The organism is Polaromonas sp. CG_23.6 (genome assembly GCF_029892315.1).
Taxonomy (GTDB): Bacteria; Pseudomonadota; Gammaproteobacteria; order Burkholderiales; family Burkholderiaceae_C; genus Polaromonas.
The window spans coordinates 1948426-1963860 of sequence record NZ_JARXUY010000001.1 but is presented as its reverse complement, the minus strand read 5'-3'; the positions used below and the strand labels follow the sequence as shown (position 1 = coordinate 1963860).

The 15435-nt window shown below is 60.5% G+C and carries 13 protein-coding genes; 7 read left to right on the top strand and 6 right to left on the bottom strand.

Going from position 1 to position 15435, the window contains the following annotated elements; translation table 11 throughout:
• The first annotated feature begins 87 nt into the window (after window positions 1-87).
• The 4 genes from H4V98_RS09265 (at window position 88) to H4V98_RS09250 (ending at window position 9523) form a co-directional block, all read left to right on the top strand.
• Window positions 88-3264 (top strand): efflux RND transporter permease subunit, encoded by a 3177-nt coding sequence (locus H4V98_RS09265; protein WP_280757849.1) that lies wholly within the window; start codon window positions 88-90, stop codon window positions 3262-3264.
• A gap of 960 nt (window positions 3265-4224) precedes the next feature.
• Window positions 4225-7464 carry an efflux RND transporter permease subunit gene (locus H4V98_RS09260; RefSeq protein ID WP_196862765.1) on the top strand — a complete coding sequence of 1080 codons (3240 nt, stop codon included), beginning with the start codon at window positions 4225-4227 and terminating at the stop codon, window positions 7462-7464.
• Between the two features lie 111 nt (window positions 7465-7575).
• Complete coding sequence (locus H4V98_RS09255; protein ID WP_280757464.1) at window positions 7576-8997, top strand: efflux transporter outer membrane subunit; 1422 nt, start codon at window positions 7576-7578, stop codon at window positions 8995-8997.
• Window positions 8998-9379: 382 nt separating this feature from the next.
• Window positions 9380-9523, top strand: a complete 144-nt coding sequence (locus H4V98_RS09250) for a DUF3149 domain-containing protein (RefSeq protein ID WP_196862767.1) — start codon at window positions 9380-9382, stop codon at window positions 9521-9523.
• Between the two features lie 116 nt (window positions 9524-9639).
• Here the strand turns inward: H4V98_RS09250 and H4V98_RS09245 are convergent, their stop codons facing one another.
• Together H4V98_RS09245 and H4V98_RS09240 are read right to left on the bottom strand one after the other, a co-directional pair.
• Window positions 9640-10215: a carboxymuconolactone decarboxylase family protein gene (locus tag H4V98_RS09245; protein ID WP_196862768.1), complete on the bottom strand. Its 576-nt coding sequence runs from the start codon at window positions 10213-10215 to the stop codon at window positions 9640-9642.
• A 68-nt stretch (window positions 10216-10283) separates the two neighbouring features.
• Window positions 10284-10865, bottom strand: coding sequence for a TetR/AcrR family transcriptional regulator (locus tag H4V98_RS09240; protein WP_196862769.1), 582 nt, complete (start codon window positions 10863-10865; stop codon window positions 10284-10286).
• 103 nt (window positions 10866-10968) lie between these two features.
• Between H4V98_RS09240 and yghU the strand changes: the two genes are divergently transcribed.
• Both yghU and H4V98_RS09230 read left to right on the top strand, forming a co-directional pair.
• Window positions 10969-11856: a glutathione-dependent disulfide-bond oxidoreductase gene (gene yghU, locus H4V98_RS09235; protein WP_196862770.1), complete on the top strand. Its 888-nt coding sequence runs from the start codon at window positions 10969-10971 to the stop codon at window positions 11854-11856.
• Window positions 11853-12485, top strand: a complete 633-nt coding sequence (locus H4V98_RS09230) for a glutathione S-transferase (protein ID WP_196862771.1) — start codon at window positions 11853-11855, stop codon at window positions 12483-12485. The genes yghU and H4V98_RS09230 overlap by 4 nt, the downstream gene beginning before the upstream one ends.
• Before the next feature lie 42 nt (window positions 12486-12527).
• Here the strand turns inward: H4V98_RS09230 and H4V98_RS09225 are convergent, their stop codons facing one another.
• From H4V98_RS09225 to merT, 3 genes are read right to left on the bottom strand one after another with little or no spacing between them, the layout of a single operon-like run.
• On the bottom strand, window positions 12528-12752 hold the full coding sequence (locus H4V98_RS09225; RefSeq protein WP_280757463.1) for a GDCCVxC domain-containing (seleno)protein: 225 nt from the start codon (window positions 12750-12752) through the stop codon (window positions 12528-12530).
• Window positions 12749-13033 (bottom strand): mercury resistance system periplasmic binding protein MerP, encoded by a 285-nt coding sequence (gene merP, locus H4V98_RS09220; protein WP_196862772.1) that lies wholly within the window; start codon window positions 13031-13033, stop codon window positions 12749-12751. The genes H4V98_RS09225 and merP overlap by 4 nt, the downstream gene beginning before the upstream one ends.
• Before the next feature lie 9 nt (window positions 13034-13042).
• Complete coding sequence (gene merT, locus H4V98_RS09215) at window positions 13043-13414, bottom strand: mercuric ion transporter MerT (protein ID WP_196862773.1); 372 nt, start codon at window positions 13412-13414, stop codon at window positions 13043-13045.
• Window positions 13415-13456: 42 nt separating this feature from the next.
• On the opposite strand from merT, the gene merR reads away from it, so the two are divergent.
• Window positions 13457-13864, top strand: coding sequence for an Hg(II)-responsive transcriptional regulator (merR, locus tag H4V98_RS09210; protein ID WP_196862774.1), 408 nt, complete (start codon window positions 13457-13459; stop codon window positions 13862-13864).
• Between the two features lie 134 nt (window positions 13865-13998).
• Here merR and glmM read toward each other — a convergent pair whose 3' ends face one another.
• On the bottom strand, window positions 13999-15330 hold the full coding sequence (gene glmM / locus H4V98_RS09205; protein ID WP_196862775.1) for a phosphoglucosamine mutase: 1332 nt from the start codon (window positions 15328-15330) through the stop codon (window positions 13999-14001).
• Window positions 15331-15435: the final 105 nt, after the last annotated feature.

The window sequence follows — 15435 nt, the reverse complement described above, 5'->3', positions numbered from 1 at the left end:
GTTCCCCCCGGCGATGGCGGACCTGACGGCCAGCGGGATGACATTGGGCCTTCGGCCGCCTTTGGCGACAACGCGCCCGCCTCGACGCTGAGCCCGTCCCGGCCCTTCATCATGCGGCCGGTGGCCACCGCGCTCTTGATGCTGGCCATCGTGCTGGCGGGCCTGGTCGGCTTCAGGCTGCTGCCGCTGTCGGCGCTGCCGCAGGTCGACTACCCGACCATCCAGGTCCAGACGCTCTACCCCGGCGCCAGCCCCGAAGTGATGGCGCAAACCGTCACCGCGCCGCTGGAGCGCCAGCTGGGCCAGATGGCCGGCCTGTCCCGCATGAGCTCGACCAGCACGGCGGGCGTGTCCATCGTCACATTGCAGTTCGGACTGGGGCTGGCACTGGACGTTGCCGAGCAGCAGGTGCAGGCGGCCATCAACGCCAGCGGCTCGCTGCTGCCGGCCGACCTGCCGGCGCCGCCGGTGTATGCCAAGGTCAATCCCGCCGATGCGCCGGTGCTCACGCTGGCCATCACCTCCGACACGCTGCCGCTGACCGAGGTGCAGAACATCGTCAACACCCGGCTGGCGCTGAAGATCAGCCAGGTGAGCGGTGTCGGGCTGGTGGCCCTCAGCGGCGGCCAGCGCCCGGCCGTGCGCATCCAGGCCGACACCCGGGCGCTGGCCTCGTATGGCCTGGGGCTCGACGCGCTGCGCACGGCGATCAGCGCCGCCAACGCCAATGGCGCAAAAGGCAGCATCGACGGCCCGACGCGCTCGTATTCGATCAACTCCAATGACCAGTTGCTGGCTGCGCAGGACTACCAAAAGCTCATCATTGCCTACCGCAACGGCGCGGCGGTGCGGGTGTCCGACGTGGCGCGGGTGGTCGAAAGCGCCGAGAACACCCAGCTGGGCGCCTGGGCCAGCATCGCCTGCACACCGAATGCTCCTGCGGCCTTAAAAAATCAGGAAGATTGCCTCGGAACGCCGGGCCAGCGGATGGTTCCCGCTATTATTTTAAATGTTCAGCGCCAACCCGGCGCGAATGTGATTGCCACGGTGGACGCCATCAAGGCGCGCCTGCCCGAGTTGCAGGCCGGCCTGCCAACCTCGATGCGCGTCGATGTGCTGAGCGACCGCACCACCGGCATCCGGGCTTCGGTGCTGCATGTCGAGATCGAGTTGCTGCTGGCGGTGCTGATGGTGGTGCTGGTGATCTTTGCCTTTTTGCACAACCTGCGCGCCACGGTGATCGCCAGCCTGTCGGTGCCGATCTCGCTCATCGGCACCTGCGGCGCAATGTATTTGCTCGGCTACAGCCTGAACAACCTGAGCCTGATGGCATTGACGATTGCCACCGGCTTCGTGGTGGATGACGCCATCGTCATGATCGAGAACATCTCGCGCTACATCGAGGAAGGCGAAAAGCCGATGCTCGCCGCGCTCAAGGGCGCGAAGCAGATTGGCTTCACGATCATCTCGCTGACCGTGTCGCTGATTGCCGTGCTGATTCCGCTGCTGTTCATGGGCGACGTGGTCGGCCGGCTGTTCCGTGAATTCGCCATCACGCTGGCCATCACGATCTTGATTTCGGCCGTCGTTTCGCTGACTTTGGTGCCGATGATGTCAGCGCGCTGGCTGAAAGCAGAACCCAAAAAGGTTGAAAACCGCCAGGACAACTCCATCGGCGCACGCTTTCAGCGCTTCTTTGACAACGTCATCGTCCGCTACGACCAGTCGCTCACCTGGGTGCTCAGGCACCAGGGCGCGTCGCTGGTGGTGGCGCTGGCGACCTTGGTGCTGACCGTGCTGCTGTATGTCTTGATTCCCAAAGGCCTGTTCCCGACGCAGGACACCGGCCAGTTGCAGGCGCGCGTCGAAACCGCCCTGTCGGTGTCGTATGCGCGCATGTCGGAGCTGCAGCAGGCAGCGGCGCGCGAGATTTTGAAGGACCCGGACGTTGAGGCGCTGAGTTCCTTCATCGGCGTCGATGCGGCCAACAACACCATGCTGCACACCGGCCGCATGCTGATCAACCTGAAAAAAGAGCGCATCGGCAGCCAGCAGGAAACCATGGACCGGCTGCGCCAGCGCGCCAGCCAGGTCGCCGGCGTGACGCTGTACCTGCAGCCGACGCAGGATCTGACGATTGACGCCGAGACCGGTCCGACGCAGTTCCGCGTGTCGATGGAAGGCGCGAGCAACGCCGTGGTGGTGCAGTGGGCCAACCAGCTGGCCGAGCGCATGGCGCTGTCCACCAGCCTGCGCAATGTGGTGTCGGACGCCGGCGCGCAGGGCACGGCGGCTTTCATCAACGTGGACCGCGACACGGCGTCGCGCCTGGGCATTTCCGCTTCGGTGATTGACGATGCGCTGTACAACGCGTTTGGCCAGCGCATTGTCTCGACGATCTTCACCGAAACCAACCAGTACCGGGTGATTCTCGAAGCGCTGCCGGATGCGCGTGCCACGCCGGCATCGCTGGGCAACCTGCCTTTGAAAACCAGTGCGGGCACGACCACGCCTCTAGCGTCGATTGCCACCATTTCCGAGCAGCCCGCGCCGCTGCAGATCACCCACGTCGCCCAGTTCCCGGCAACGACGCTGGGCTTTGACACCGCGCCTGGCGTGTCGCTCGGCAAGGCGGTCGACGAGATCCGGCAGGCGGCCAGGGACATCGCCCTGCCGTCGAGCGTGACGATGACGTTTTTGGGCGCGGCGGGGGCTTACCAGTCGTCGCTTTCCAGCCAGTTGTGGCTGATTTTGGCGGCGGTGGTTTGCGTGTACATCGTGCTGGGCGTGCTGTATGAAAGCTATGTGCACCCGATGACGATTCTCTCGACGCTGCCATCGGCGGGCGTGGGGGCGCTGCTGATGCTGATGCTGAGCGGCTCTCCCCTGGGAGTGATTGGCATCATCGGCATCATTTTGTTGATTGGCATTGTAAAAAAGAACGCCATCATGATGATCGACTTTGCGATTGACGCCGAGCGCAACGAGGGCAAGTCGCCGCAGGAGGCGATTCACCAGGCGGCGCTGCTGCGCTTTCGGCCGATTTTGATGACGACGCTGGCGGCGCTGTTTGCGGCGGTGCCGTTGATGCTGGGGTTTGGCGAGGGGGCGGAGTTGCGGCGGCCGCTGGGACTGGCGATTTTTGGCGGTTTGATCGTCAGCCAGGTGTTGACGCTGTTCACGACGCCCGTTATCTATCTGGCGTTTGACCGGCTGGGGCGGCGGTTTGGGCGCAAGGAGCGGGTGGATGCTGCTGTTGCCTGATTTTCATGCTTTTTATGCGGTTTGCGCATATCCTGCTTGCGCTGGCAGCTCTTTAATTGATAGTGGATTTGGGGCTTCGTCCTTGGCTTGGTTTGGGGTTGATTTGAGGCTGGGTTTACGCTGCGTGGGCCTGCTGGCCGGGGGTTGCCCGGCGGCAAGTAACTTTCTTTTGCTTCGCCAAAATAAAGTCACCAAAGAAAAGGCGACCCGGCTGTCCGGGTCCCTGCGCTGCGCTTCGGGCGACCTGCGCTGCCCCAAAAAAACGGGGGTCGGCGCAAACTCGCTTCACTGCGTTGCGCTCAAACAGCGCGCCGCCCTGATCCCGTTTTTTCAGGTCATCACAGGCCCAGACAGAACGGGACAGGCGGGAAATGAAATCCGAACAGCAGAACAGCCAAACAGCCACCGCGTTCAGGCTTTGGGGAGGCAGACAATTCCGATGTCTTCATGTCATGCCGGGCTTGATCCGGCATCCATGAATTCGGGGCCATGGATTGCGGGTCAAGCCCGCAATGACAGACATTTGAAACAGGCACTTTTGCAATTTCAGCCTCCCTTAGCTCAAGACGCTATTAATTGGATAGCTAATTGCACAGTCTTTACGTGCGGAAGTGGCACTATTTATGCACAGACACGGGTTCTTGCACCCGCACCCGCATCCGCATCCGCTCCCGCCAGTCCCGTTCTGGCTGGGCCTGTGATGAGCGGCAAAAGCGGGATCAGGGCCGCGCGCTGTTTGAGCCGCAGGCGAGTTTGCGCGGACCCCCGCTTTTGTCGCTCATTACAGGTTGCCCGTAGCGAAGCGAAGGGACCCAGACAGCCGGGTCGCCTTTCTTTTGCTTACTTTTCTTTGGCGAAGCAAAGAAAAGTGAGTTGCCGCCGGGCAACCCCCGGCCAGCCGGCCTCAGCCAAGCTAATCCAACACGAAAACAAGGCAACGCCATCGACAGGCGCAACACCATGAACCTGTCCGAACCCTTCGTCAGGCGCCCCATCGCCACCGTCCTGCTGACCATCGCCATCGCCCTGGCCGGCATAGGCGCCTTCTTCGTCCTGCCCGTCTCCCCACTGCCCCAGGTCGATTTTCCCGTCATCTCGGTCAGCGCCTCCCTGCCCGGCGCCAGCCCCGCCACCATGGCCAGCAGCGTCGCCACGCCGCTCGAAAGGCGCCTGGGCGTGATCGCCGGCGTCAACGAAATGACCTCCAGCAGCGGCGCAGGCTCGACCCGCATCAGCCTGCAGTTCGAACTGAACCGCAAGATCGACTCGGCCGCCCGTGAAGTGCAGGCCGCCATCAACGCCTCGCGCGCCGACTTGCCTGCCACGCTGCGCAGCAACCCGACCTACCGCAAGGCCAATCCCGCGTCTTCACCCATCATCATCCTGGCGCTGACCTCCAAGAACCGCTCTCCAGGCGAAATCTACGACGAGGTGTCCAGCCTGGTGCAGCAAAAAATCGCCCAGGTGCCGGGTGTTGGCGATGTCGAACTCGGCGGCGGCTCGCTGCCCGCCGTGCGCGTCGAGCTGCTGCCCTTCGCCCTGAACCGCTACGGCGTCAGCATGGAAGACGTTCGTGCCGCACTGCAGGCGGCCAACGCCAACCGGCCGCGCGGCGCGATTGAAGGCAACGGCCAGCGACTGCAAATCTATGCTGTCGGCAACACCGCATTGGGAGGACTGCGCGCGGCCGACTACCGGGGGCTGATCGTCGCTTGGCGCAACGGTGCGGCGATTCGCCTGAGCGACGTGGCGGAGGTCAGCAACGGCGTGGAAAACACCAACACGCTGGGCCTGTTCAATGGCCAGCCAGCGGTCGTCGTGCTGGTCACGCGCCAGCCCGATGCCAACGTGATTGCCACGGTAGACGGCGTGCGCGCGCTGCTGCCCGAGTTGCGGGCGCAATTGCCGCCGGACGTGGATGTGCAGGTGGCGTCCGACAGCACCAACTCGATCCGCGCCTCGCTGCACGAAATCGAGGTCACGCTGCTGATCTCGATTGCGCTGGTGGTGCTGGTGGTCAGCGCCTTTTTGCGCAGCGTGCGCGCCACCTTCATTCCAGCCGTCGCCACCGTGGTGTCGCTGCTGGGTACTTTCGGTGTGATGTACCTGATGGGTTTCAGCCTGAACAACCTGAGCCTGATGGCGCTTACGGTTGCCACCGGCTTTGTCGTCGATGACGCCATCGTGGTGCTGGAAAACACCAGCCGCCACATCGAAGCCGGCATGGACCGCTTCAAGGCGGCGCTGCTGGGCGCGCGCGAGGTCGGATTCACCGTGCTGTCGATCAGCCTGTCGCTGGTGGCGGTGTTCATTCCGCTGCTGTTCATGGGCGGGCAGATCGGCCGGCTGTTCCGCGAGTTCGCCGTCACGCTGTCGGCAGCTGTCATGATCTCGCTGGTCATCTCGCTCACCACCACGCCGATGATGTGCGCCTGGCTGCTCAAGCCGCATGCCGACAACAAGCCGCCGGGACGCTTGGCACGCGCTTTTGAAAGCGCCTTCAATCGCCTGCTCAAGAGCTATGAAACCGCACTGGACTGGGCGCTTTCGGCCAAATTGCTCGTCATGCTGATCCTGCTGGCCGTGATCGGGCTGAATGTCTACCTGTACATCGCCGCGCCCAAGGGTTTTTTTCCGCAGCAGGACACCGGCCAGATCAACGGCTTTTTACGCGCTGACCGCAGCATCTCCTTCCAGGCGATGCAAAGCAAGCTCAAGCAGCTGGTGGACACCATCCGCGCCGATCCGGCGGTCGACACCGTGGTCGGTTTTACCGGTGGCTCGCGCGCCGGGGGTGGCTTCATGTTCATCAACCTCAAGCCGGTGGCGCAGCGCAGCGAGTCAGGCCAGGCGGTGATTGCGCGGCTGCGTCCGAAACTGGCGCAGGTCACCGGCGTCACGCTGTTCCTGAACCCGGTACAAGACCTGCGCGGCGGCGGGCGGCAGAGCAATTCCACCTACCAGTACACGCTGAAAAGCGACAACACCGCCGATCTCAAACGATGGGCAACGCGGCTGGCCGACCAGTTGAAGCTGTCGACCGCGCTGACCGACGTGGACACCGACCAGGAAGAAAACGGCGTCGAAACCATGGTCACCGTGGACAAGGAAAGCGCCGCGCGGCTTGGCGTGAGTTCGCGCGATGTCGACAACGCGCTGTACAACGCCTTCGGCCAGCGGCAGGTCGCGACGATCTACGGCGAGATGAACCAGTACAAGGTCATCATGCAGGTCGCGCCACGCTACATCGGCAGTCCCGAGGCGCTCAAGGACATCTATGTGCCAGCAAAAAATGCAGCGCTTACCGGCACATCCATCGCGAACCCTGCCCTGCGCGACCCGTCTGCCGGCCAGGCGCTGAGCACCACTGTCACCACCATGGTGCCGCTGTCGGCGATTGCCAGCTTCAGCGAAAATTCGGCGCCGGCATCAATCAGCCATGAAGACGGCGAGCTTTCCACCACGATTTCCTACAACCTGGCCACCGGCAGCACGCTCAGTGATGCGCAGGCCGCCGTCCAGGCAGCGGAGGCGGCGATCGGCCTGCCCAACAATGTGCGCGGCAGTTTTTCGGGCACGGCGCTCAGCGCGCAGCAGTCGCAAAATGAACAACCGCTGCTGATCCTGGCAGCGCTGGTGGTGATCTACATCGTGCTCGGCATCCTGTACGAAAGCCTGATCCACCCGCTGACGGTCATTTCCACACTGCCGTCGGCTGGCGTGGGCGCGCTGCTGGCGCTGCTGCTGTTCAAGATGGACCTGTCGATCATCGCGTTGATCGGCATCTTTTTGCTGATCGGCATTGTCAAGAAAAACGCCATTTTGATCATCGACTTTGCGCTGGACGCCGAACGCGCGCGCGGCTTGACAGCCGTGCAGGCGGTGCGCGAGGCTTGCTTGCTGCGTTTCCGGCCCATCCTGATGACCACCATGGCCGCCATCCTGGGCGCGCTGCCGCTGGCCATCGGCTTTGGCGAAGGGGCGGAGCTGCGCCGGCCGCTGGGCATCACCATCATTGGCGGGCTGATTGCCAGCCAGCTGCTGACGCTCTTGAGCACGCCGGTGGTGTATGTGCTGCTCGACAAGCTGCGCCACCGCAGCCCCTCGGAACGCCACCTGAGCCGACATCCGCACGGTCCGGCAGACATGACCGATACGGCGCCTTATCCTCTTGCGCCCTCTGGGAGGGGGCTGGGGTGAGGGCCAGCGGACCGAAAACCGCATGGAAAAATCCTGTGCCCACCTTGTCACACCCCGCCCCGCAACCCTCGTTCCCGCAAAGGCCGGAATGACGAATTCACCAAGTCGCCCATGCCTTCAAAACTGCCTTTTCATCTGCTGACGGTTGCCGCACTGGTTTTAGCGGTCAGCGGCTGCGCCATCGGGCCCGATTACCGGCGCCCTTCCACGCCGGACATCAGCGCCTACAAGGAAGCTGCAGGCTGGGAGCGTGCAGCCCCCGCCGATGCGCTGGAACGCGGGCCATGGTGGTCCCTGTTTGGCGACCCGGTGCTCGACCAGCTGGCCGCGCGGGTCGAAGTGTCGAACCAGAACGTCGCGGCAGCCGTGGGCGCTTATGCGAAGGCGCGCTCACTGGTGCGCGAGCAACGGGCCTCGATGTTTCCCTCCGTCACGCTGAATGGCGGCGCCAACCGCTCGCACAGCAGTTCGGGCAACAATTCCACCAGCGTCAGCGGCGGGCGCACCGGCAACAGCTTCAGTGCCAGCATCGGCGCGAGCTGGGAGCCCGATGTCTGGGGCCGATTGGAGCGCGCGGTGGACAGTGCCTCGGCCAGCGCCCAGGCCAGCGCCGCCGACCTGGCGTCGGCCCGGCTGTCGGCACAAGGCGAACTGGCGATCAACTACCTCACGCTGCGCCAGGTGGATGCACAAAAAGCGTTGCTGGAAAACACGCTGACCGGGTTCCGGCGCACGCTGGAGATCACCCAAAATCGCTACGCCGCCGGCATTGCGGCCAAAACCGACGTGCTGCAATCGCAGACCCAGCTGGCCAATGCGCAGGCGGACGATGCCGGGCTGGTGCGCCAGCGCGCACAGCTTGAACACGCCATCGCCGTGCTGGTGGGCGAAGCGCCGGGTAATTTTTCGCTCACGCCGGCCGCGTGGAATCCATCGGTGCCCGAAGTGCCGACCGGCGTGCCATCCACCCTGCTGCAACGCCGCCCCGACATTGCTGCGGCTGAACGCCGCGTGGCCGTGGCCAACGAACAGATCGGGATTGCGAGAAGCGCCTATTACCCCAACCTGCCGCTGGGTGCGTCGTATGGATTCGGCGCCAGCCGCGTGGCCGACCTGTTCAGCGCTTCCACCAGTGTCTGGTCGCTGGGCTTGTCGGCAGCGCAGACCTTGTTCAATGCCGGCGCCACCACCGCACGGGTCGAAGGCAGCGAAGCGGCGCATGCGCAGGCCGTGGCGCGTTACCGGCAAACCGTACTGACCGCGTTTCAGGGGGTGGAAGACCAACTGGCGGCCACCCGCGTCCTGCTGACCCAGCAGGATTTGCGGCGCCAGGCGTCGAAATCCGCCGACCAGGTCGAGCAGCAGGTGCTGAACCGCTACCGCAGCGGCCAGGTCAGCTACACCGAAGTCATCACCGCCCAAGCCACGGCACTGAGCGCCCGCCGCGCACTGGTTCAAGCCATGGCCGACCGCCAGACGACGGCAGTGGCGCTGATCCAGTCGCTGGGCGGCGGGTGGGCAGCAGACCAATGATGCTGGCGGCACTGGGCACTAAACGTTGATTCCAGCGGGTCCATCCTGATTCTTTTGCTATGTTTTAAATAGCTTCTTGCGCAGGCAAATATTGCGCTGGCGGCCTGTTTGATACATAAAGCGAAAGCGCAGCCGCTGAAGGCCGCCGCCAATGTTGCGGTGAAATTTTTGCCTTCTGGCCAGATTCCGTTTTCAAAGCAATTCGAAATCAGATGCACAGCCACGCGGCCATAGGCTTGACCGTGCCGCTTTTTTGCCAGCACTGCACAGCAAATTAACCTTCTGCCTCTGAAATTCGCCCTTAACCACCCACTGTTAACCTGGATCAGCATGAGCCTGTAGCTAACAGGCAATAGTCCAAACAACAAAGGGAGTGACCGCCATGAAACTGCTGACTGACCTGTTTTCAACTGACTACGGTTTGATGAGCATCCTCGGCATTGTCTTCATGATGGGCATGGGCGTGTTCTTTCTTCGCCTGTTCATGGGCAAGATGAAACACGATCCTACGGTCCCGCGCAAGTAAGCGGAGAAGTTGCCTGCAGCAACCTGAGTGCTCAATGGTTTGGCAGTCACCTGTCTTGATGAAGATGCCAAATTGAAGAAGACCCGCCTTGGACGGGGCTTGACTGCCAAGCCTGTTTAAACCTTTGGTGCCCAGACTTGTGCCTTGAACATGGCGTCAACCGGTGTGTGCAGCACGTGATTTGAATAATTGCTGATCGTCTTGACTGCAATTGCCAGAATAATGTCGAGAACGTTTTTTTCGGTATAGCCGGCGTTCAAAAAATCCGACAGTTCCTGCGGTGTTGGTTTTCCGCGCGAGGAAACCATTGTCTGCGTGAATTGGTTCAATGCTGCCAGCTTCGCATCTTCCAATGGCGCATCGTCGCGAACGGCCTGAACGGCTTGAGCAGGCGTCTTGGAAACAGCAGCCGCTATGAAACTGTGCGCTGCAACGCAATAGGTGCACTCATTGACGCGGGCAATGCTCAGGAATACGAGTTCCTGTTCAGCAGGGGTGAAGCCGGACTCGTCACGAAAAAGTTGATAGCCATGAAGATAACCGTCCAGAAGCGCAGGCGAATTGGCCATTCCAGCGTACATGTTGGGAATGCCGCCGGCCGATTTCTTGCCAGCCTCCAGCACTTCTTTGGTCCGGCCTTGCGCGGTCTCGAGGCTGGTGGGAGAAAGAGAAAGTTTTGCAATGTTACGCATTGATAGCTCCTAAAAAAATGGAAAAAGAAAAAAATATTGGACCGATCAGTCCAAATTAAATAAAAAAATTAGAGCGCCAATCCATGCACCATATTTTCAATAGCTGGATCGAGATCAACCCCTGAAAATCCGCTTTTAGCAAGAACGCGCAGGCCTGCAATGCCGGTCACGAGGATGATGGCGTACCGGTACGGGTCCACGTCAGTGTTGAAATGGCCTGCGCCCTGCCCGGCGCGGATGAGGGTCGAAAAAGCATCCCTCATCCCGTCGAAACCAGCCTTGACGTGTTGACGTACTTCGCTGTCACGTGCCCCGAATTCAGCGGCCGTATTCACCAGCAAGCAGCCTCGCCCCGCGTTGTTATCGGACGCTGCCTCTCGCAATATCTGGCGCAGCAGCACTGCCACATTTTCACTTTTGGAGCCGGCACAAACCTTCGATCGCTGATCGTCGGCATAGTGCTTTAACGATTCAATGAACAGGTTTTTCTTTGAACCAAACGTGTTGTACAAAGATGACTTTGCAACGCCCATTGCCTGCGCAATTTCAAGCGCAGGCAATGCCCCATAGCCCATTTTCCAGAAAGCATCAACAGCCCGGGTGAGTGCTTCACCACGATCAAACTCCAATTGTCGTGCCATCGTCAGCATACCTTTTCATAAATTCTGGACCGATCGTACCAGAATTTTGGTACTATTATCTTTTCATACAAATCCTGCGCAGCAAATTGCGCGACGTTACCAAGGCTATCCAATGACCAGTGCAAACGAGTACATCCCTCCCAAGGTCTGGACCTGGGACAAAGAAAGCGGCGGCAAGTTTGCCAACATCAACCGGCCTGTGGCGGGTGCCACACATGACAAGGACCGGCCACTGGGACGCCACCCGTTGCAGCTTTATTCACTGGCCACGCCGAACGGCGTCAAGGTAACGATCATGCTGGAAGAGTTGCTGGCACTTGGACACAGCGGCGCCGAGTACGATGCATGGCTGATCCGTATCGATGAAGGTGACCAGTTTGGCAGTGGCTTTGTTGGCGCCAACCCCAACTCAAAAATTCCGGCCTTGATGGACCACAGTGGTGAAACACCGGTTCGGGTGTTCGAGTCTGGTGCCATCCTGCAGTACCTGGCCGAGAAGTTTGGCGCCTTTTTGCCCGCAAGCGGCGCAGCACGAGCCGAGTGCTTGTCCTGGCTGTTCTGGCAAATGGGCAGTGCGCCCTTTCTGGGAGGAGGTTTTGGCCACTTCTACGCCTACGCACCGGCCAAGTTTGAATACCCCATCAACCGCTTCGCCATGGAAGTCAAACGCCAGCTTGATGTGCTGGACCGTCAGCTGGCAAAGCACCGTTTCCTGGCAGGCGACGACTACACCATCGCTGACATTGCAGTTTGGCCTTGGTACGGCACGCTGGTCAAGGGCCTTCTTTACGAGGCAGGGGAGTTCCTCGGCGTGCAGGAGTACAAGCATGTGCTGCGCTGGACTGACGAGATTGCGTTGCGTCCCGCCGTGCAGCGAGGTCGAAAGGTCAACCGAACCTGGGGGGAGCCTTCAAGCCAGCTGTTCGAACGCCACGAGGGCAGCGACTTTGAAACCCAGACCCAGGACAAAGTCGCCCCTTCCACGGAGGACAAACCATGATTACCCTGTACGACTGCGCCACCGCACCCAGCCCGCGCCGCGCCCGGATCTTTTTGGCTGAAAAAGGCATGTCTCATGAAACTGTGGAGATCGATCTGCGTGGCACCGAACACATGGGCGAGGCTTACCGCCAGATTAACCCGCAGTGCACCGTGCCTGCGCTGCGAACAGAAGAAGGCTCATTGCTTACCGACAATGCCGCCATTGCCGCTTACCTTGAAGCGCTTCACCCTGAGCCACCATTGATGGGCCGCACGCCGCAAGACAAGGCGGAAATCGCCAGCTGGCAGTGGCGGGTCGAGTTTGAAGGCCTGCTGGCAGTAGCCGACGCATTTCGCAACAGCAGCCCTGCCATGGTGAATCGCGCCCTGCCAGGTCCGGTGGACTATCCGCAAATTCCTGAACTGGGTCAGCGTGGTCTGGCCCGGGTTGAGCAATTCTTTTTGACTCTGAACAAACAATTGGCTGGGCGCGATTTCATCGCTGCAAACCAGTTCAGCATTGCAGACATCACGGCGGTGGTGGCACTGGACTTTGCGCGGGTGGTCCGGCTCAAACCCGCAGGAGATCTGGAACATCTGCTTCGATGGCGTGCAGCAATGGGGGAGCGCCCTTCCATCGCTGGCTGAACAGCACGGTCAGCTGTGGACTCGGCGGGGGTACCGGGCTGATCAGCTACCGCTGCTACAACTGCCTTTGCCGCGCTCTTGAATTGGCGGACACGACACCGAGCCGTACGAGCAGTAGACACAACAGTCACCCGACTTTGGTTTGAGCACCGCATGGCATTGCTCGCACTCATAAAACCACTGACAAGCATCGGTGGGCATCGTCTCGGACTTGGCATGTCCACACTCAGGACAGGTCAGTGTGGATTCCGTCATAACAATGGTCACTTGGCAGCACCCACCACAGTCGAGGGATAACCAGCGTTCTTGGTGGCACGGGTGAGTACATCGACGTTCGTTTTCGCATCGTCGAACGTCACCTTCGCCTCGCGCCGCTCTAAATTCACCTCCGTCTTGCCAACGCCAGACACCTTGCCCAAGGCCATCTTGACGGTGATCGGGCAAGCCGCACAGTTCATGTCCGGCATAAATAGCGTGACCGATTGCGTGGCTGCCCACAAAGACGAGGTCAGTGTGGCCAGCATGACCAGCGTAAATATTTTTTTCATGTTGCCGTTTCAATAAAACCAGGGGGCGGCTAGCGGAAACGCAAGTGCAATGAACACCAGCATGACCACGGCCCAGAACAAGACCTTGTAGCGGCGGTTGATGTGCCGTAGTGCGCAGACCTGGCCCGGCGCACAGTTTGCTGCGGGTCGCCAGATACGCAGATACGCGAAGTACAGCGACACGACTGCCGCACCAATGAAAATCGGCTGATAGGGTTCGAGCAAGGTCAGGTTGCTGATCCACGCACCTGATACACCAAGCGTGAGGAGCACCAAGGGCCCGAGGCAGCACGTGGAGGCCAGGATGGCCGCCAGACCGCCGCTCAGCAACGCACCTTGCCCGCCATCACGTGAAGATTCAGCTGATAAATCTTTTTTCATGCTGTAAGCTTATCTCCGTACTCAAGTACGGAGTCAAGCACCATGAATGAACCATCCAAAACACGCACCATCGGCGTCCTGGCCGATGCCGCCGGCGTCAATGTAGAGACGATCCGCTTCTACCAGCGCAAAGGTCTGATGCTGGAGCCTGACCGTCCATTGGGTGGTATTCGTCGTTACAGCAGCGCAGCTCTGGCCCGCGTGCGCTTCATCAAGTCCGCCCAGCGATTGGGTTTCAGTCTGGATGAGATCGCAGACTTGCTCCAACTTGAGGATGGGTCACAGTGCGCCGAAGCGCGCGAGAAGGCCGAGCATAAACTGACAGACGTGCGAGTGCGGCTTGCCGATTTGCAAAGAATCGAGGAGGCTCTGAAAACGATTGTCGAGCGTTGCCGCACTACAAGCGGTCGGGTGAAGTGTCCGCTGATTGCGGTATTGAAGGAGAAATGACGATTTAACTGTCAGGAATCTGTTTCTGATTCCCCGTTACCACTTTGAAAATTGCTATTTATTTAATAGCTATAGCTTGTTGATGGCATTGCGAGAAATCATTCTTTTCTTAAAATTTCTCCTCGCAATCCGGCTCAAGACCGTATTGTGTTGGCGACCCGCTCAGCACAAGCCCTGGCTTGCTCGGCATCGCGTGCTTCCACCATCACACGCAGCAACGGTTCTGTGCCACTGGCCCGGATCAGGATACGACCGGTATCGCCCAGTTCAACCCGTACCGCTTCAGTGTGCGTCGCCAGTTCTGCACTGTCTTTCCAATTCTGACCAGGCTTGAGCCGCACATTGATCAGGGTCTGCGGGAACAGTACCACATCGGACAGCAGTTCAGAAAGCGTCTGCTGGCTGCGCACGCAGGCCTGCAGCACCTGAAGTGCGCTGATCAGGCCATCGCCGGTGGTGTGCTTGTCCAGTGCCAGCAAATGGCCGGAACCCTCGCCGCCTAGCAGCCAGCCACGCTTTTCAAGTTCTTCAAGCACATAGCGGTCGCCAACCTTGGCACGCACAAATTCCAGACCTTTGGCTTTTAACGCCAATTCCACAGCCATATTGGTCATCAGGGTACCGACAGTGCCCGGAACTTTTTCGCCGCGCGCAAGACGCTCGTTAACCATCAGAAACAGCACTTCGTCGCCGTTGAAAAGACGGCCTTCGGCATCGACTACCTGCAGCCGGTCAGCATCGCCGTCGAGTGCAATGCCGTAGTCAGCCTTATTGGCGAGCACCGCAGCCACCAGTGCGTCTGGATGGGTTGCACCGAAACCATCGTTGATGTTCAGGCCATCGGGCGCGCAGCCGATGGCAATCACCTCGGCACCTAATTCATGAAACACCATGGGGGCAATGTGGTAGGCCGCCCCGTGTGCGCCGTCGACCACAATCTTCAAGCCTTTGAGCGTCAAGTCGTGGGCAAAAGTGCTTTTGCAAAATTCAATGTAGCGTCCGGCAGCATCGTCAAGCCGACGGGTTTTTCCCAATGACGCTGAATCTGCCCAGACCGGCGGCTCATCAAGTGCGGCTTCCACCGCGGACTCCCATTCGTCATTGAGCTTGGTACCGTGGGCGCTGAAAAACTTGATGCCGTTGTCGGCAAAGGGGTTGTGGCTGGCACTGATCACCACGCCCAGGCTGGCACGTTGCGCCCGCGTCAGGTAGGCGACACCGGGCGTTGGCAAGGGCCCAAGCAGCACCACGTCAACACCAGCGGAATTGAAACCGGACTCCAGCGCACTTTCCAGCATGTAGCCTGAAATCCGGGTGTCCTTGCCGATCAGCACAGTCGGGCGCGTTTCGGTTCTGCGCAGTACGCGTCCTACTGCATGGGCGAGACGAAGTACGAAATCAGGCGTGATGGGCGCCTGTCCGACCGTGCCGCGGATGCCATCGGTGCCAAAGTATTTTCTTGTCATGGGTGTTGTGGTTTATTGACGTTGTGGTGCAGTATTCAGCCCATTAAGAGCACGACTTGGCACTGATTTTATGGCCGTCTTTTGAGCTTGGACCAAACGACTGCC